Below are 17,082 nucleotides of genomic sequence, written 5' to 3'. Positions count from 1 at the left end.
GTTACTTACCACTCTTTCCGGCCTTGCGACGCACGATCTCGCCGGCGTAGCGCACACCCTTGCCCTTGTACGGCTCGGGCTTGCGGATCTTGCGGATGTTCGCAGCTGCCTCGCCGACAGCCTGCTTGTCGATGCCGCTGACGGTGAGCTTGTTGGTGCCCTCGACCGTGAGCGTGATGCCGGCGGGCGGGTCGATCAGGACCGGGTGCGAGAAGCCGAGGGCGAACTCGACCGAGCCGCCCTTCTGAGCCACGCGGTAACCGGTGCCGACGACCTCGAGACCCTTGGTGTAGCCCTGGGTCACGCCGATGATGTTGTTGTTGATGAGCGTGCGGGTCAGGCCGTGAAGCGACCGGGACGCGCGCTCGTCGTCGGGACGGGTGACCAGAACCTGGTTCTCCTCGACCGCGACCTCGATGGGGTTTGCGACCGTCAGGGTGAGCTCACCCTTCGGGCCCTTCACCGCTACCTCACGGCCGTCGACCGAAACGGTCACGCCCGCGGGAACGTCGATGGGAAGTCGTCCAATACGCGACATTTTCGATTACCACACGTAGGCGAGAACTTCTCCGCCCACGCCCTTCTGCTCTGCCTGACGGTCCGTGAGGAGACCGGAGGAGGTGGACAGGATGGCCACGCCGAGGCCGCCGAGGACCTTGGGGAGCTCCGTCGACTTCGCGTACACGCGAAGGCCGGGCTTCGAGACGCGCTTGATGCCGGCGATCGACCGCTCGCGGTTCGGGCCATACTTCAGCTGCAGGGTGAGGTTCTGGCCGACGCGAGCGTCAGAGGTCTCCCAGCCTGCGATGTAGCCCTCCTGCTGGAGGATCTCGGCGATGTGCGTCTTCAGCTTGCTCGACGGCAGCGTCACAGAGTCGTGGTGCGCCGAGTTCGCGTTGCGCAGACGGGTCAGCAGATCTGCGACCGGGTCTGTCATTGTCATTGTTGTTTTCCTTTGTTCATGAGGTTCCGGCTGCCGTTACACGACAGACGGCCTGCGATGACACGCAATCTTCAATTGTACGGGAACTCCGACAGGCTCAGTGACCGATGGTCCCTGAGCCTGTCGAGAGGTCACGCCTGCGCGTCGTCCGAGCGGAACGGGAAGCCGAGGTGGCGCAGCAGCGCCCGTCCCTCGTCATCCGTCTTCGCGGTGGTGACGACAGTGATGTCGAAACCGCGAACCCGGTCGATCTTGTCCTGATCGATCTCGTGGAACACGCTCTGCTCCTGGAGACCGAAGGTGTAGTTGCCGTTGCCGTCGAACTGCTTGGCCGACAGACCGCGGAAGTCGCGGATGCGGGGCAGTGCGAGAGAGACGAGACGGTCCACGAACTCCCACGCGCGGTCACCGCGGAGGGTGACGTGCGCGCCGATGGCCTGGCCCTCACGCAGCTTGAACTGCGCGATCGACTTGCGAGCCTTCGTGACGATCGGCTTCTGGCCGGTGATCTTGGTGAGGTCGTCGACCGCACCATCGATCACCTTGCTGTCGCGAGCTGCCTCGCCGACACCGGTGTTCACGACGACCTTGACCAGACCGGGGATCTGCATGACGTTCGAGTAGCCGAACTCTTCCTGCAGCGCCTTCTTGATCTCGGCGTTGTACTTCTGCTTGAGGCGCGGCTGGATCTTGCCAGCCGGCGCGGCAGTGGCGTTGCTCATCAGAGGTCCTTACCGCTCTTCTTCGCGTAACGCACGCGGACGGTGCGCTTGACGCCGTCCTTGGTCTGCTCCTCGACCCGGTGGCCGACCTTGGTCGGCTTCTTGGTCGAGGGGTCGACGACTGCGACGTTCGAGATGTGGATGGGGGCTTCGATCGTCTCGATGCCGCCCGTCTTGGTGCCACGCTGCGTCTGTCCGACGCGGGTGTGCTTGGTGACGTAGTTCACGCCCTCGACGATGACGCGGTTCTGCCCGGACAGGATCTCGAGGACCTTGCCCTGCTTGCCGCGGTCGCCGCCCTTGGCCTGGGTGCGTCCGGTGATGACCTGAACCAGGTCGCCCTTCTTCAGCTTCGCCATGATCAGATGACCTCCGGTGCCAGCGAGACGATCTTCATGAACTTCTTGTCACGAAGCTCACGACCGACCGGTCCGAAGATGCGGGTGCCGCGGGGCTCCCCGTCGTTCTTCAGGATGACGGCAGCGTTCTCGTCGAACTTGATGTACGAGCCGTCGGGACGGCGCGTGGACTTCACGGTGCGGACGATGACCGCCTTGACGACGTCGCCCTTCTTGACGTTTCCGCCCGGGATCGCGTCCTTGACGGTCGCGACGATGGTGTCACCGAGGCCGGCGTACCGACGGCGCGAGCCGCCGAGGACGCGGATGGTGAGCAGTTCCTTCGCGCCGGTGTTGTCGGCGACCTTGAGGCGGGACTCCTGCTGAATCACTTGGCCTTCTCCAGAATCTCCACCAGACGCCAGCGCTTGGTGGCGCTCAGCGGGCGGGTCTCGTTGATCAGGACGAGGTCGCCGATGCCGGCGGAGTTCGCCTCATCGTGCGCCTTGACCTTCGAGGTGCGGCGGATGACCTTGCCGTAAAGCGGGTGCTTCACGCGGTCCTCGACCTCGACCACGATGGTCTTGTCCATCTTGTCGCTGACGACGTAGCCGCGGCGGGACTTGCGGTAGCCACGCGCCTCGACGTCACGGACGTCGTGCTCGGCCGACTCGTGGCCCGCGACCTGCGCGTCCACAGCGGCTTCCTTCTTGGTGGCCATCACTCAGCCTCTTCCTTCACGGCGTCGTCAGCGGCATCCGCCTTCTTCGCCTTCGACTTGGTCGCCTTCTTGGCCGGAACCTCGACCGGAGCGGGCGTCGCACGAATGCCCAGCTCGCGCTCGCGGATCACGGTGTACAGGCGCGCGATGTCGCGCTTGACGGCGCGGATGCGGCCGTGGCTCTCCAGCTGGCCGGTGGCCGACTGGAAACGGAGGTTGAACAGCTCCTCCTTGGCCTTACGCAGCTCCTCAACGAGGCGCTGGTCTTCGAACGTGTCGAGCTCTGCCGGAGCGAGCTCCTTGGTGCCGATCGCCATTACGCGTCGCCCTCCTCGCGCTTGATGATGCGTGCCTTCAACGGCAGCTTGTGAATTGCACGGGTGAGGGCCTCGCGAGCGAGTTCCTCATTGACGCCCGCGACCTCGAAGAGGACGCGACCCGGCTTGACGTTGGCGACCCACCACTCGGGGGAACCCTTACCGGAACCCATGCGGGTCTCGGCAGGCTTCTTCGTGAGCGGACGGTCGGGGTAGATGTTGATCCACACCTTTCCACCACGCTTGATGTGACGGGTCATCGCGATACGAGCGGACTCGATCTGACGGTTGGTCACGTAAGCGGGGGTGAGCGCCTGGATGCCGTACTCGCCGAAGGAGACCTTCGTGCCGCCGGTGGCTGCGCCATCGCGCTTCGGGTGGTGCTGCTTGCGGTACTTGACCTTGCGGGGAATAAGCATCAGGCAGACGCTCCTTCTGCGACGGGGGCCTCGTTGCGCGGGCCACGGCGACGGTCGCCACCGCGGTCGTCACGACCACGGGACTTGGGCGCGTTGGCCTGCTCACGAGCGAGTTCCTTGGCGGTGAGGTCGCCCTTGTAGATCCAGACCTTCACGCCGATGCGGCCGAAGGTGGTCTTCGCCTCGTAGAAGCCGTAGTCGATGTTCGCGCGCAGCGTGTGCAGCGGCACACGACCCTCGCGGTAGAACTCCGAGCGGCTCATCTCGGCGCCGCCGAGGCGGCCGGAGACCTGGATGCGGATGCCCTTGGCACCAGCGCGCTGCGCGCCCTGCATGCCCTTGCGCATCGCGCGGCGGAACGCCACACGAGCAGACAGCTGCTCGGCGACGCCCTGGGCGACGAGCTGAGCATCCGCTTCGGGGTTCTTGACCTCGAGGATGTTCAGCTGGATCTGCTTGCCCGAGAGCTTCTCGAGGTCGCCGCGGATGCGCTCGGCCTCGGCGCCACGACGACCGATCACGATGCCCGGACGGGCGGTGTGGATGTCGACGCGGACGCGGTCACGGGTGCGCTCGATCTCGATGTTCGAGACGCCGGCGCGGTCGAGCTGCGTCTGCAGCAGATGACGGATCTTGATGTCCTCGGCGACGTAGTCGGCGTAACGCTGACCCGGCTTCGTCGAGTCCGAGAACCAGCGCGACACGTGGTCCGTGGTGATGCCGAGACGGAAGCCGTACGGGTTTACCTTCTGTCCCATTACTTGCTCGCCTTCTTGTTGCTATCGCCCGTGGCGGCCGGAGCAGCCTCAGGCGTCGAGAGCACGACCGTGATGTGGCTCGTGCGCTTCTTGATCTGGAAAGCGCGACCCTGTGCACGGGGCTGGAAACGCTTGAGCGTCGTGCCCTCGTCTACGTAGGCGTTAGCCACGTACAGGTCCTGCTCGTCGAGGTACTCGCCGTCACGATCCGCCTTGACCTGCGCGTTGGCCATGGCCGACGCGACAAGCTTGTAGATCGGCTCACTGGCGCTCTGCTGCGCGAACTTCAAGATCGCGAGAGCTTCCTGGGCCTGCTTGCCCTTGATGAGCGCGACGACACGACGAGCCTTCTGAGGGGTCACGCGGATGTGTCGCACGCGTGCGATGGACTCCACCATTTCTCTCTCCTCCTACACCGCCGCGTCAGCGGCGGCGGCCCTTCTTGTCGTCCTTCTCGTGGCCGCGGAAGGTGCGGGTGGGCGCGAACTCGCCCAGCTTGTGACCGACCATGGTCTCGGACACGAACACAGGGATGTGCTTGCGTCCGTCGTGGACCGCGATCGTGTGCCCCAGCATGGCCGGGATGATCATGGACCGGCGCGACCAGGTCTTGATGACGTTCTTCGTGCCGGCTTCGTTCTGGCCGATCACCTTGCGAAGCAGGTGCTCGTCGACGAAGGGGCCCTTCTTAAGACTGCGAGGCATCTTCTCTTACTCCTACTTGCGCTTCTTGCCGGCGTTACGACGACGCACGATGTACTTGTCGCTTTCCTTGTTGGCGTGACGGGTACGACCCTCAGCCTGGCCCCAAGGGGAGACGGGGTGACGTCCACCGGACGTCTTGCCCTCGCCACCACCGTGCGGGTGGTCGACCGGGTTCATGGCGACACCACGCACGGTCGGGCGGACGCCCTTCCAGCGCATACGGCCGGCCTTGCCCCAGTTGATGTTCGACTGCTCGGCGTTGCCGACCTCGCCGATGGTCGCGCGGCAGCGCGCATCGACGTTGCGGATCTCGCCCGAGGGCAGACGCAGCTGGGCGTAGGGGCCGTCCTTTGCGACGAGACGCACCGACACACCGGCCGAACGCGCGATCTTCGCGCCGCCGCCGGGGCGGAGCTCGATCGCGTGGATCACGGTACCCGTGGGGATGTTCTTCAGCGGGAGGTTGTTGCCCGGCTTGATGTCAGCCCCGGCACCCGACTCGATGACGTCGCCCTGCTTCAGCTTGTTCGGCGCGAGGATGTAGCGCTTCTCGCCGTCGAAGTAGTGCAGCAGCGCGATGCGCGCGGTGCGGTTGGGGTCGTACTCGATGTGAGCGACCTTGGCGTTGACGCCGTCCTTGTCATTGCGACGGAAGTCGATGACACGGTACTGGCGCTTGTGGCCACCACCGATGTGACGGGTCGTGATGCGGCCCTGGTTGTTGCGACCACCGGTCTTGGAGAGCGGGCGCAGCAGCGACTTCTCAGGCGTCGATCGAGTGATCTCGGCGAAGTCAGCCACCGACGAGCCGCGACGGCCCGGGGTCGTGGGCTTGTACTTGCGAATAGCCATTATCTAGTCCTTATCCCCCGGGTCAGCCGACTGCCGTGAAGATGTCGATGGTGCCCGACTTCAGGCTCACGATGGCACGCTTGGTGTCCTTGCGCTTGCCGGTGCCGAAACGGGTGCGGCGGGCCTTGCCGACGCGGTTGATCGTGTTGACCCCTGCGACCTTGACGCCGAAGATCTTCTCGATGGCGAGCTTGATCTCGGTCTTCGAGGCGCGCGGGTCCACGAGGAAGGTGTACTTGCCCTCGTCGATGAGCCCGTAGCTCTTCTCGGACACGACCGGCTTCAGGATGATGTCGCGCGGGTCCTTGTTCAGGGCCGTCTGGAGAACAGATGCCTGCTCGCTCATGCGGAGACCTCCTGGTTGGCGCCGGTCTTGGAGGCGATGAACGCCTCGAGAGCGGCCTGGGTGAAGACGATGTCGTCGGAGACGAGCACGTCGTAGGCGTTGAGCTGGTCGAACGTCAGAACGTGCAGGTTCGACAGGTTGCGGATGCTCTTCAGCGTCACGTCGTCATTGCGCTCGATCACGACGAGCACGTTCTTCGACGAGACGACGTTGGTGAGGAAGCTCACCGCGGTCTTGGTCGAAGGCGTTCCGTCGATCCCGAAGGACTCGATGGCGTGGATGCGGTCTCCGCGGAAGCGGTCGCTGAGCGCGCCCAGGAGGGCGGCGGCGATCATCTTCTTGGGAGTGCGCTGCGAGTAGTCACGCGGCTTCGGGCCGTGCACGATGCCACCACCGGTCATGTGCGGCGCGCGGATCGAGCCCTGACGGGCGTTACCCGTGCCCTTCTGCTTGAAGGGCTTGCGGCCGGCACCGGAGACCTCGCCACGACGCTTGGTCGAGTGCGTGCCCTGGCGAGCCGCCGCGAGCTGCGCGACGACGACCTGGTGGATGAGCGGGATGTTCGTCTTGGCGTCGAACAGCGCGGCGGGAAGCTCGATCGAGCCTGCCTTCTTGCCGTCTGCCTTGAGGACGTCAAGCGCGAGAGTGGAGTCAGCCATGATCAGGCACCCTTCACTGCGTTGCGGACGTAGACGATACGGCCACGAGCACCGGGGACGGCGCCCTTGACGAGCAGCAGGCCCTTCTCGATGTCGATGGCGTGCACCGTGAGGTTGAGGACGGTCACGCGCTCGCCACCCATACGGCCGGCCATGCGCATGCCCTTGAAGACGCGGCTCGGGGTCGACGATGCGCCGATGGAGCCGGGCTTGCGGTGGTTGCGGTGCGAACCGTGCGAAGCCGAGACGCCCTTGAAGTTGTGACGCTTCATGACACCGGCGAAGCCCTTGCCCTTGCTCGTGCCGACGACGTCGACGAGCTGGCCGGCTTCGAAGGTGCCGTCGACCGTGAGCTCCTGGCCGAGCGCGTAGTCGCCGGCATCCGCGGTGCGGATCTCGGTGACGTGACGACGCGGCGTGACGCCGGCGGCCTCGAAGTGAGCGGTCAGGGGCTTGTTCACCTTGCGCGGGTCGATCTGGCCGTACGCGATCTGCACGGCGTTGTAGCCGTCCTTCTCGGGGGTACGGATCTGGGTGACCACGTTCGAGGCGAGCTCGATGACGGTGACGGGAACGAGCTTGCCGTTCTCGTTCCACACCTGGGTCATACCGAGCTTGGTGCCCAGCATGCCCTTGGAAATCTTTGCGTTGATGTCAGCCATGTCGAACCTCAGAGCTTGATCTCGATGTTGACATCGGCCGGCAGGTCGAGGCGCATCAGCGAGTCGACGGCCTTGGGCGTCGGGTCGACGATGTCGATCAGGCGCTTGTGGGTGCGCATCTCGAAGTGCTCGCGGCTGTCCTTGTACTTGTGCGGCGACCGGATGACGCACACGACGTTCTTCTCGGTCGGAAGGGGCACGGGTCCGACGACGGTCGCACCCGCACGGGTCACGGTGTCGACGATCTTGCGTGCGGACGTGTCGATGACCTCATGGTCATACGACTTCAGGCGAATGCGGATCTTCTGTCCCGCCATTGTCTGCTCTCTCTCTTTAAGCGTCTTACCGTCCTGGGCCGGGTGACCCTGGGGCATTGGACGCACGTCGGCGCTGTTCGCGCCTCGGCACTCGAGCGGCTCCTGCGAGCCGATCTGCTGCACCACTGTTCTGCTGTCAGCCCGCACATCTCTCGACGAGCGGATGCCGACCTCTGCCGCGCACGGCAGAGCCCTCGCGAGAAGGTGTCGGGGGTGTCCTGCCACCCGCGGCCTAGGTCCCTGCGCTTCTGCGCCGCCTATGCACTGCCCTGGTGGTGATCCGGCGCACAGCGGCGCCGAAATGTCGAACCTGTCTATTCTGCCATGCCCGATTTCACTTCCGCAAACCCGGGCGTGTCGCGGCGGCTGAGCATCCGCTGTGTCCTGGTCCCCGGACAGGGAGCGAGAGACGATCGGCGCTCAGGAACCGCGGGATTCCGGGCTCAGGGGGCGAGCGGGATGAGGCATCCCCATGCCTCATCCCGCTCCGGGGCGGCGGACGGCGCGAGGGGGCACGCCGAGCGCCAGGATTCCGCCGTGGAGGGCAGCGAAATCCTCGATCGAGGGCGCGGGACCGATGCGTTCCACGCAGGCACGGAGGAACGATGGTGCACCTTATGCGTGCGCCGCACGATGAACCCCGACATCGTTCTCCCCAGATAGTCGCGTGATCGGATCACGCGAATTCGGATGCCGAACCCCTTCGGCAACCGGACCACAAAGCCCCAGCGGTCGTGAGCAGTCTACGCGCATCGCCCACCCCGCTGTGATATTCCGGCTCGGCCCCGATGCGCTCGTGGCGCGCGAAAGCGGCGGCCCTCCTGTGTGGAGGACCGCCGCTCTCAGTTCGTGCGACGAGTTCTACTCGTTGCCGACAGCGTTGTCCGCGTTCTGACGGATGTCGTCGATCTGGTCAGCAGCACCAGGGGCGACCTTCTTGGCGAAGTCCGCGATGCCGTCGAGCACCTTGTCGCTGATGTCCTCGGCCTGCTCGCTCTTGACCGCCTCTTCGATCTTGTCCTTGTTCTGCTCGAAGAGTTCCTTGCCCTTGTTGACGGCGTCCTCGATACCCATTCGTCTCCCCTTCTGAGGTGTGCTGCCGGCCGTTCAAGCCGACCCCCTCATTCTGCATGGCGACGGGGGTAAACGGAACCCCGGCGCGTCGGCGTTTCCCTCGGATGACTGCACCGGGTACGACAGAGGGGCCGGACCCGAAGGCCCGACCCCTCTGCGAGGAAGCAGATGCTTACTTGATGATCTTGACGACCGTACCGGCGCCGACGGTGCGTCCACCCTCACGGATGGCGAAGCCGAGGCCCTCCTCCATGGCGATCGGCTGGATCAGCGCGACCGTCATGTCAGTGGTGTCGCCGGGCATGACCATCTCGGTGCCCTCGGGCAGCGTGATGACGCCGGTGACGTCGGTGGTGCGGAAGTAGAACTGCGGGCGGTAGTTCGTGAAGAACGGGTTGTGACGCCCACCCTCGTCCTTGGAGAGGATGTACGCGGTGCCCTCGAAGTCGGTGTGCGGCGTGACCGAACCCGGCTTGACGATGACCTGACCGCGCTCGACGTCCTCACGCTTCGTGCCACGGAGCAGGAGACCGCAGTTCTCGCCGGCCCATGCCTCGTCGAGCTGCTTGTGGAACATCTCGATACCGGTGACCGTGGTCTTGACGGTCGGACGGAGTCCGACGATCTCGACCTCGGAGTTGATGGCCAGCGTGCCACGCTCGGCGCGGCCGGTGACGACGGTGCCACGACCGGTGATCGTGAAGACGTCCTCGACGGGCATGAGGAACGGCTTGTCACGGTCGCGCTCCGGGTCCGGAACGCTGTCGTCGACGGCCTGCATGAGCTCGAGGATCTTCTCGGTCCACTTCTCGTCGCCCTCGAGCGCCTTGAGCGCCGAGACCTGCACGACGGGAGCGTTGTCGCCGTCGAAGCCCTGGCTCGAGAGCAGCTCGCGAACCTCGAGCTCGACGAGCTCCAGGATCTCCTCGTCGTCGACCATGTCGCTCTTGTTCAGCGCGACGAGCAGGTACGGAACGCCGACCTGCTTGGCGAGCAGCACGTGCTCACGCGTCTGAGCCATCGGGCCGTCGGTGGCGGCGACCACGAGGATCGCGCCGTCCATCTGAGCCGCACCGGTGATCATGTTCTTGACGTAGTCGGCGTGGCCGGGAGCGTCGACGTGCGCGTAGTGGCGCTTCGGGGTCTCGTACTCGATGTGCGAGATGTTGATGGTGATACCACGCTGGCGCTCTTCCGGCGCCGAGTCGATGGAAGCGAAGTCACGCTGCACGTTGGTCGTGGACGGGAACTTGTCAGCAAGCACCTTCGAGATCGCTGCGGAGAGCGTGGTCTTGCCGTGGTCAACGTGACCGATGGTTCCGATGTTGACGTGCGGCTTGGTCCGCTCGAACTTGGCCTTAGCCACTTGGTCCTCCTCAGGACGTCGTGTAGAGGTGACCGGGCACTGGATTGCGACCGGATCTCTACGGGTTTAGGTTTCTCAGTTTAGTAGAGAGGGAATGTGAAGTTGTAGGAGACCTGGGAGCCGCGCCGAAGCCCGGCTCCCAGGAAGTGTTACTCGCCGCCCTGGTGCTTCTGGATGATCTCGTCGGCCACTGCGCGGGGAACCTCAGCGTAGCTGTTGAACTCCATCGAGTAGACGGCGCGACCCGAGGTCTTCGAGCGCAGGTCGCCGATGTAGCCGAACATCTCGGACAGCGGGACGTGCGCACGGACGACCTTGACGCCTGCGGCGTCCTCCATCGACTGGATCTGACCACGACGAGAGTTCAGGTCGCCGATGACGTCGCCCATGTACTCCTCGGGAGTACGGACCTCGACCGCCATCAGCGGCTCGAGGAGAACGGGGTTCGCCCGGCGCAGAGCTTCCTTGAAGCCCATGGAACCCGCGATCTTGAACGCCATCTCCGAGGAGTCGACGTCGTGAGCGGCACCGTCGACGATGGTCGCCTTGACGCCGACGATCGGGTAGCCGGCGAGCACGCCGACGTTCATGCCGTCCTGGAAGCCGGCGTCGATCGAGCCGATGTACTCACGGGGGATGCGTCCACCCGTGACGGCGTTCACGAACTCGTACGTCTTCTCGTTGTCGAGGTCGAGGGGCTCGATGTTGAACTGGATCTTCGCGAACTGACCCGATCCACCCGTCTGCTTCTTGTGGGTGTAGTCGTGCTTCTCGACGGCCTTCTTGATCGTCTCGCGGTACGCGACCTGGGGCTTGCCGACGTTCGCCTCGACGTTGAACTCGCGCTTCATGCGGTCGACGAGGATGTCGAGGTGCAGCTCGCCCATGCCCTTGATGGTCGTCTGACCGGTCTCGGGGTTGAGCTCCGTGCGGAAGGTCGGGTCCTCCTCAGCGAGCTTCTGGATGGCGACACCCAGCTTCTCCTGGTCGGCCTTGGTCTTCGGCTCGATCGCGACCTCGATGACGGGCTCGGGGAACGTCATCGACTCGAGGACGACCGGCGAGGCCGGATCGGTGAGGGTGTCACCGGTGGTGGTGTCCTTCAGGCCGATGACCGCGTAGATGTTGCCCGCGGTGACCGAGGCGACAGGGATCTCCTTGTTGGCGTGCATCTGGAAGATCTTCCCGATGCGCTCCTTCTTGCCCTTGGTCGAGTTGATGACCTGAGCACCGGAGTCGAGCTGACCCGAGTAGACGCGCACGTAGGTCAGACGACCGAAGAACGGGTGCACGGCGACCTTGAACGCAAGAGCCGCGAACGGGTCCTTCGCGTCGGGGTGACGCTCGATGATCGTGTCGTAGTCCTTGGGGTCGTGCGCCTGGATCGAGCCCACGTCGAGCGGGTTCGGGAGGTAGTCCACGACCGCGTCGAGCATCGGCTGGACGCCGCGGTTCTTGAACGCGGAGCCGCACAGCACCGGGTAGATCTCGGAAGCCACGGTGAGCTTGCGGATCGCGCCCTTGATCTCGGCGACAGTGAGCTCCTCGCCGCCGAAGAACTTCTCGAGCAACGCGTCGTCGGTCTCGGCGACGGTCTCGAGGAGGGCCTGACGGTACTCGTCGGCCTTGTCCTTGAGGTCGGCCGGGATCTCCTGGATCTCGTAGGAGGCGCCCATGGTGACGTCACCCTTGGAGTCGCCGGCCCAGACGAGCGCGCGCATCTCGACGAGGTCGATGACACCGATGAAGTCGTTCTCCGCGCCGATCGGCAGCTGGATGACGAGCGGCTTGGCGCCGAGGCGGTTGATGATGGTGTCGACGGTGAAGTAGAAGTCCGCGCCGAGCTTGTCCATCTTGTTGACGAAGCAGATGCGGGGGACGTTGTACTTGTCGGCCTGACGCCACACGGTCTCGGACTGGGGCTCGACGCCCTCCTTGCCGTCGAACACGGCGACAGCGCCGTCGAGCACGCGGAGCGAGCGCTCCACCTCGACGGTGAAGTCCACGTGACCGGGGGTGTCGATGATGTTGATCTGGTTGTTGTTCCAGTAGCAGGTCACGGCGGCAGACGTGATCGTGATGCCGCGCTCCTTCTCCTGTTCCATCCAGTCGGTGGTCGAGGCGCCGTCGTGCGTCTCGCCGAGCTTGTGGTTGACGCCCGTGTAGAACAGGATGCGCTCGGTCGTGGTGGTCTTGCCAGCATCGATGTGAGCCATGATGCCGATGTTCCGAACCTTGCTCAGGTCGGTGAGCACGTCTTGTGCCACAGGAGTGTCCTTATCTTTTTGGCAGTCGTACTGCGAAGAGGGGGGTGCCCGCCCCCGGCGGATGGCCGGGGGCGGGCGAAGCTGTCTACCAGCGGTAGTGAGCGAACGCGCGGTTCGACTCGGCCATCTTGTGGGTGTCCTCGCGGCGCTTGACCGCGGCACCGAGGCCGTTCGACGCGTCAAGGATCTCGTTCTGCAGACGCTCGGTCATCGTCTTCTCACGACGACCCTTCGCGTAGCTGACGAGCCAGCGCAGCGCGAGGGTGTTCGCGCGGTGCGGCTTGACCTCGACCGGAACCTGGTAGGTCGAGCCGCCGACGCGGCGGCTCTTGACCTCGAGCGTCGGGCGCACGTTGTCGAGCGCCTTCTTCAGAGTGGCGACGGCATCCTGGCCGTTCTTCGCCTCGACGCCCTTGAGGGCGTTGTAGACGATCGACTCGGCGAGGGACTTCTTGCCGTCGACGAGGATCTTGTTGACCAGCTGGCTGACGATCGGAGCGCCGTATACCGGGTCGTTGACGACGGGACGCTTAGGTGCGGGACCCTTACGAGGCATCTAACTCAACCCTTCTTCGCGCCGTAGCGGCTGCGAGCCTGCTTACGGTTCTTGACTGCCTGGGTGTCCAGGGCGCCGCGGACGATCTTGTAACGCACACCGGGGAGGTCCTTGACACGACCACCGCGCACGAGCACGAGGGAGTGCTCCTGCAGGTTGTGGCCCTCACCGGGGATGTAGGCGGTGACCTCGGTGCCGTTGCGGAGCTTCACACGTGCGACCTTGCGCATCGCCGAGTTCGGCTTCTTCGGGGTGGTGGTGTACACACGGGTGCAGACACCGGCCTGCTGGGGGTTCGACTTCAGTGCGGGCGCCTTGGTCTTCGAGACCTTGGGCGAACGACCCTTGCGAACCAACTGCTGAATGGTTGGCACGTTCTCTCCTCATAGTGCTGCACGGTGACAGCGTGATGGATTCACATCAGACCCACCGGCACGCCGGAATCGACGTGCCTTCTGTGTGGTGGGTATGCCGTGGGGGCGGACCGGCTATGGAGCCGACGCCCAGCGCGCACGTCAAGACGTGCACACACCTGATCAAGTGTAATGGTGCGTAACCGGGCGGTCAAATGAGCGCGCGCCGCGTCAGGACGGGTCCGGGTCGAACGGCGAGTCCAGCGACTGGGTGAGCTCCGCGAGCATGGCCTCGATCTGCGGCTCGACGTGCTGCGAGATCGCCGCCTGGATGTGGATCCTGTGACGCAGCAGGATGCCGCAGATCTCCCGGCCCACCATGTTGGCGTACTCGTCTGCGAGTGCCACCTCGTGGCGCAGCGCGGCCTTCGCCTCATCGCTCAGCGGCGGCAGCGGCGGAAGCGCGGCCGCAGCGTCATCCGCCATGCCCGCGATCGTGAACAGGAACGGCGCGCCCGGCACCGGGTCCGGATCCAGCGGCATCCCGTCGAACTCCGGGTCGAGATCCTCCGCCGGACGGTAGCTGCGCGCACGGTTGCGGGTCGCCTGCTGGTCCAGCTCGCGCTGCAGCATCGGCAGATTCCTCGCCGTGTACTCGGCGACGGCGTGGTCGACGATCGTCTTGATGCGGGTCGAGAGTCCGTGCTGCACGCCGTGCGGGGTGTTCGCCCCGATGCCCGCGGCGGAGAGGATCGGGGAGCCGAGGCAGCGACGGCAGGGCGCGACGCGCCCTCGGTGGGTCGCCGGCTCCCAGCGCGGCACCCAGCGCAGCCAGGCCTCGACGGCCTGGCCGACCTGCGTCTCCAGTGAGCGCTCCACCCCTCAAGCGTACGGCCGGCCGGGCGTGTCAGCCCTGATTTCCGGCCGGGCACGGCGCGCCTATTCCTCCTCGTCGCGCTCCCCTGGCCACCGCGGATGCTGCGCCCTGGTGCGGCGGAGGGCGACACCGCCCCAGCCGGCGATCGCCGCCGCGAGCAGCAGCACGACGCTCGCACCCCCGCGGACGAGATCCCCGGCCACGACGGTCGCGACGATCAGATCGCCCGTGCCGGCGAGCACGGCCGTCCACACTGCGAGCAGATGCGCCAGGGCGGTCACGAGCGAGACCGCCGGCACCGAGACGAACGACGGATGCCCGCGGCGCAGAGCGAGGAAGAGCATCACGGCGAACGCCGCGACGGCCCCGAGCATCCCCGCAACCCCCGGCAGCGGACCGAGGCCTCTCACGGCGATGATGTCGGCGTCGGTGGCCACGCTCAGCGCGCCGAGCCCGAAGACGGCCAGCGCGAAGAACGAGACGGCCGCGAGGACCAGTGCCAGCACAGCGGAAACCCCCGCGGACTCGGGCCCGCGGGGGTTCGGCATGGTGGTGTTCGTGGCCTACCTCGACAGGCTGGGACCGGCTTCGAGAGTGCGCTCGTACTCGCGCTGCGCCTCGGCGTTGAGCTCGGTCTTCCGAGCGCCGCTTCGGGCCACCCACGCACCGAACCAGATGGTCAGCTCGCGGGCGAAGACGAACGCGGCGATCGCGAGAGGAGCCAGGAGCTGCGAGGAGACGAGCTCAGCACCCTCCGCGGCGGTGAGCAGCCAGAACGGCCCCTCGAAGAGCTGGCCGAGGATGTGCCCGCCGTAGGCGATGGCGCCGACGATGATGCCGAAGACGACCCAGAGGCCCCAGCGACCGCGGTTGATGAACGCACCGAGGAGCCAGAAGCCGAGGAAGAACACGACGACCGGGACCCAGAAGCCCCAGGTCATCAGCGGCGCGAGCGCCTCTTGGCCGATGTTCTCGCCGGTGACGTCGCCCGCGAGCGCGCCGAGTCCGAGGATGGCGCCGAGATACAGGATCGCGAAGGCGACGGCGGCGATCAGGCCGATGCCGCCCGCCGTGCCGCGGTTCCCGCGCTCACGGGGAGGCTCGGGCGCCTGGACGAAGATCGGCTGCTGCTGCACCACCGGCGCGATGATCGGCCCCGAGGGCACCGGCTCGGAGGGCACGATGCGCGTCTCGGTGTCGTCCGGCGCCGCGTACGCGGCATCCGCCATCGCCGACTCCTCGTGCACGGGAGCGGCGATCACGGCGGTCTCGTCGCCATCCGCATCCGCCATGGCGTTGAGCTCGGGGGTCGCGAACGTGCCGGGGTGTTCCTTCTCCGCGGCCTCGAAGGCGGCGAGATCCGGATCGACGTGCCTGTCCGCGTCAGCAGTCTCTGCATCCTGCGCGTCGGCATCCTGCGCGTCGGCGTCCTGCTGGTCGGCGCGCTGCGCGTCGCCACCCGGGACGTCCGCACCCGCAGCGGCGGCTGCATCGAGACCGGCGTTCGCACTGTCGACGACGTCATCGACGTCCTTCGGTCGCTCGGGCCGGGGAACCTCGGGGTCACTCATGGGGTGCGCCTCTCATCGGATGTGTGCAGTGCGAGATTACCGCCGTGCGCGCGTGCCCGCCCGGAGGCGTGCCGACGTGTCGCCGAGCCGGATCCGGAGCGGTATCGGGCGTCGCGACGATCACGGAAGAAGGGTGCGCAGGCCGTCTCCGACGAACGATGCCATCGCGGGCATGATCGGGATCGCGAACCAGATCAGACCGGCGATGACGGCGGTGCACAGGAGACCGGCGACCCAGCTGATCGCCAGGTTCCTCCCCCCGGTGCGTGCCATGCCTATACGGTACGGCCGGGGCGAGCTCCTCCCCCGTCGCAACGCCGGGGCCGTGGAGTCAGCCCTTCGTCGCTCCGGCCGTGAGTCCGCCGACGATGTACTTCTGCAGGAACAGGAACAGGATCATCACGGGGATGGCCGCCATCACCGCGCCGGCCGAGAACGCCGACCAGTCCGCGTAGCGCGGGTTCGCGACGAGCTTGGTGAGACCCACCACGAGCGTCTGCTTGTCGACGTCCACGAGCATGATGCTCGCGATCACGTACTCGTTCACCGTCCCGATGAACGACAGCAGCGCCACGACCGCGAGGATCGGCGCCACGAGGGGCAGGATCATGGTGAAGAAGATCCTGGCGTGGCCGGCGCCGTCGATGCGCGCCGCCTCATCGAGCTCCATCGGGAGCGTGTTGAAGAACCCGTACATCAGGTAGGTGTTCACGCCGAGCGCGCCGCCGAGGTACACCAGGATCAGGCCGGTGTGCGTGTTCAGCCCGATCGCCGGGAACCAGTCGCCGATGGAGGACATCAGCAGGAAGATCGCGACGACAGCGAGCAGCTGCGGGAACATCTGCACGACCACGATCGTCACGAGGCCGACGCGCCGGCCGGTGAACCGCATGCGCGAGAACGCGTACGCCGCGCACGCGCCGATGAAGACGGTCACGGCTCCCGTGACGACGGCGATGACCAGCGTGTTCAGGAACCACAGTCCGTACGGACTCTGCGGGTCGCTGAGGATGCGCACGTAGCTGTCGATGCCGAACGCCGAGAACAGCTGGTTGGAGCCGGTCAGCGTGCCTTTCGGGTTCAGCGATGCGGAGAGCACGTAGAGCAGCGGGAACAGCGCGAAAGCGCTCACCACGATCGCGACGACATGGCGCCATCCGGTGTCGGCGAACCAGGCGCCGAACGAGCGCTTCCGGGGAGCGAGGCGCTGCGGTCGGGAGGCCGTGGTCTGCGTGGCTGTGACGGTGCTGGTGCTCATG

General features: G+C 65.9%; 26 protein-coding genes. All 26 read right to left on the bottom strand.

Features of this window, described 5'->3' with window-relative positions; translation table 11 throughout:
- Nucleotide 1 precedes the first annotated feature (1 nt).
- Nucleotides 2–538, bottom strand: coding sequence for a 50S ribosomal protein L6 (rplF, locus tag IPV10_RS07690; protein ID WP_207482442.1), 537 nt, complete (start codon nt 536–538; stop codon nt 2–4).
- 6 nt (nt 539–544) lie between these two features.
- Nucleotides 545–943 (bottom strand): 30S ribosomal protein S8, encoded by a 399-nt coding sequence (rpsH, locus tag IPV10_RS07685; RefSeq protein ID WP_207482440.1) that lies wholly within the window; start codon nt 941–943, stop codon nt 545–547.
- 131 nt (nt 944–1,074) lie between these two features.
- Entirely contained in the window at nt 1,075–1,665 is a 591-nt protein-coding gene (gene rplE, locus IPV10_RS07680) for a 50S ribosomal protein L5 (RefSeq protein ID WP_207482438.1), read from the bottom strand.
- Nucleotides 1,665–2,024, bottom strand: a complete 360-nt coding sequence (rplX, locus tag IPV10_RS07675) for a 50S ribosomal protein L24 (RefSeq protein ID WP_207482436.1) — start codon at nt 2,022–2,024, stop codon at nt 1,665–1,667. The genes rplE and rplX overlap by 1 nt, the downstream gene beginning before the upstream one ends.
- A 2-nt stretch (nt 2,025–2,026) precedes the next feature.
- On the bottom strand, nt 2,027–2,395 hold the full coding sequence (gene rplN / locus IPV10_RS07670; RefSeq protein ID WP_053097479.1) for a 50S ribosomal protein L14: 369 nt from the start codon (nt 2,393–2,395) through the stop codon (nt 2,027–2,029).
- Complete coding sequence (gene rpsQ, locus IPV10_RS17160; RefSeq protein ID WP_207482434.1) at nt 2,392–2,724, bottom strand: 30S ribosomal protein S17; 333 nt, start codon at nt 2,722–2,724, stop codon at nt 2,392–2,394. The genes rplN and rpsQ overlap by 4 nt, the downstream gene beginning before the upstream one ends.
- Nucleotides 2,724–3,041: a 50S ribosomal protein L29 gene (gene rpmC / locus IPV10_RS17155; protein ID WP_207482425.1), complete on the bottom strand. Its 318-nt coding sequence runs from the start codon at nt 3,039–3,041 to the stop codon at nt 2,724–2,726. Before rpmC ends, rpsQ begins: the two co-directional genes overlap by 1 nt.
- Nucleotides 3,041–3,460: a 50S ribosomal protein L16 gene (rplP, locus tag IPV10_RS07655; protein WP_207482423.1), complete on the bottom strand. Its 420-nt coding sequence runs from the start codon at nt 3,458–3,460 to the stop codon at nt 3,041–3,043. Before rplP ends, rpmC begins: the two co-directional genes overlap by 1 nt.
- Nucleotides 3,460–4,218: a 30S ribosomal protein S3 gene (gene rpsC / locus IPV10_RS07650; RefSeq protein ID WP_207482416.1), complete on the bottom strand. Its 759-nt coding sequence runs from the start codon at nt 4,216–4,218 to the stop codon at nt 3,460–3,462. Before rpsC ends, rplP begins: the two co-directional genes overlap by 1 nt.
- Nucleotides 4,218–4,616 carry a 50S ribosomal protein L22 gene (gene rplV / locus IPV10_RS07645; protein ID WP_045278749.1) on the bottom strand — a complete coding sequence of 133 codons (399 nt, stop codon included), beginning with the start codon at nt 4,614–4,616 and terminating at the stop codon, nt 4,218–4,220. The genes rpsC and rplV overlap by 1 nt, the downstream gene beginning before the upstream one ends.
- A gap of 25 nt (nt 4,617–4,641) precedes the next feature.
- Entirely contained in the window at nt 4,642–4,923 is a 282-nt protein-coding gene (gene rpsS / locus IPV10_RS07640) for a 30S ribosomal protein S19 (protein WP_045249922.1), read from the bottom strand.
- Nucleotides 4,924–4,935: 12 nt separating this feature from the next.
- Nucleotides 4,936–5,775 carry a 50S ribosomal protein L2 gene (gene rplB, locus IPV10_RS07635; RefSeq protein WP_207482414.1) on the bottom strand — a complete coding sequence of 280 codons (840 nt, stop codon included), beginning with the start codon at nt 5,773–5,775 and terminating at the stop codon, nt 4,936–4,938.
- Between the two features lie 22 nt (nt 5,776–5,797).
- Nucleotides 5,798–6,121 (bottom strand): 50S ribosomal protein L23, encoded by a 324-nt coding sequence (gene rplW / locus IPV10_RS07630; RefSeq protein ID WP_207482412.1) that lies wholly within the window; start codon nt 6,119–6,121, stop codon nt 5,798–5,800.
- Complete coding sequence (rplD, locus tag IPV10_RS07625; protein ID WP_207482410.1) at nt 6,118–6,780, bottom strand: 50S ribosomal protein L4; 663 nt, start codon at nt 6,778–6,780, stop codon at nt 6,118–6,120. Before rplD ends, rplW begins: the two co-directional genes overlap by 4 nt.
- A gap of 2 nt (nt 6,781–6,782) precedes the next feature.
- The gene (gene rplC / locus IPV10_RS07620; RefSeq protein ID WP_207482408.1) at nt 6,783–7,442 is read right to left on the bottom strand and encodes a 50S ribosomal protein L3; all 660 of its coding nucleotides are present in this window, start codon (nt 7,440–7,442) and stop codon (nt 6,783–6,785) included.
- An 8-nt stretch (nt 7,443–7,450) separates the two neighbouring features.
- Complete coding sequence (rpsJ, locus tag IPV10_RS07615; protein ID WP_017201594.1) at nt 7,451–7,759, bottom strand: 30S ribosomal protein S10; 309 nt, start codon at nt 7,757–7,759, stop codon at nt 7,451–7,453.
- 861 nt (nt 7,760–8,620) lie between these two features.
- Nucleotides 8,621–8,833, bottom strand: a complete 213-nt coding sequence (locus tag IPV10_RS07610; protein ID WP_207482406.1) for a hypothetical protein — start codon at nt 8,831–8,833, stop codon at nt 8,621–8,623.
- Between the two features lie 172 nt (nt 8,834–9,005).
- Nucleotides 9,006–10,199 carry an elongation factor Tu gene (gene tuf, locus IPV10_RS07605; RefSeq protein ID WP_207482397.1) on the bottom strand — a complete coding sequence of 398 codons (1,194 nt, stop codon included), beginning with the start codon at nt 10,197–10,199 and terminating at the stop codon, nt 9,006–9,008.
- Between the two features lie 149 nt (nt 10,200–10,348).
- Nucleotides 10,349–12,466 (bottom strand): elongation factor G, encoded by a 2,118-nt coding sequence (gene fusA, locus IPV10_RS07600; RefSeq protein WP_207482390.1) that lies wholly within the window; start codon nt 12,464–12,466, stop codon nt 10,349–10,351.
- A gap of 85 nt (nt 12,467–12,551) precedes the next feature.
- Nucleotides 12,552–13,022, bottom strand: coding sequence for a 30S ribosomal protein S7 (rpsG, locus tag IPV10_RS07595; RefSeq protein WP_042538706.1), 471 nt, complete (start codon nt 13,020–13,022; stop codon nt 12,552–12,554).
- Nucleotides 13,023–13,027: 5 nt separating this feature from the next.
- On the bottom strand, nt 13,028–13,396 hold the full coding sequence (rpsL, locus tag IPV10_RS07590) for a 30S ribosomal protein S12 (protein ID WP_013584051.1): 369 nt from the start codon (nt 13,394–13,396) through the stop codon (nt 13,028–13,030).
- 210 nt (nt 13,397–13,606) lie between these two features.
- A complete protein-coding gene (locus tag IPV10_RS07585; protein WP_207482376.1) occupies nt 13,607–14,254 on the bottom strand; it encodes a spermidine/putrescine ABC transporter substrate-binding protein in 648 nt (215 codons plus the stop codon).
- Nucleotides 14,255–14,314: 60 nt separating this feature from the next.
- On the bottom strand, nt 14,315–14,758 hold the full coding sequence (locus tag IPV10_RS07580) for a hypothetical protein (protein ID WP_307861084.1): 444 nt from the start codon (nt 14,756–14,758) through the stop codon (nt 14,315–14,317).
- Nucleotides 14,759–14,815: 57 nt separating this feature from the next.
- On the bottom strand, nt 14,816–15,823 hold the full coding sequence (locus IPV10_RS07575) for an ABC transporter (protein WP_207482372.1): 1,008 nt from the start codon (nt 15,821–15,823) through the stop codon (nt 14,816–14,818).
- Nucleotides 15,824–15,943: 120 nt separating this feature from the next.
- The gene (locus IPV10_RS07570) at nt 15,944–16,096 is read right to left on the bottom strand and encodes a hypothetical protein (RefSeq protein WP_207482370.1); all 153 of its coding nucleotides are present in this window, start codon (nt 16,094–16,096) and stop codon (nt 15,944–15,946) included.
- 58 nt (nt 16,097–16,154) lie between these two features.
- Complete coding sequence (locus IPV10_RS07565) at nt 16,155–17,081, bottom strand: sugar ABC transporter permease (RefSeq protein ID WP_207482362.1); 927 nt, start codon at nt 17,079–17,081, stop codon at nt 16,155–16,157.
- Nucleotide 17,082 lies beyond the last annotated feature (1 nt).

It is taken from the genome of Microbacterium sp. SD291 (genome assembly GCF_017355365.1).
In the GTDB taxonomy this organism is placed as follows: domain Bacteria; phylum Actinomycetota; class Actinomycetes; order Actinomycetales; family Microbacteriaceae; genus Microbacterium.
The sequence above is the reverse complement of the archived record's forward strand: the minus strand, read 5'-3'. Positions and strand labels throughout refer to the sequence as shown.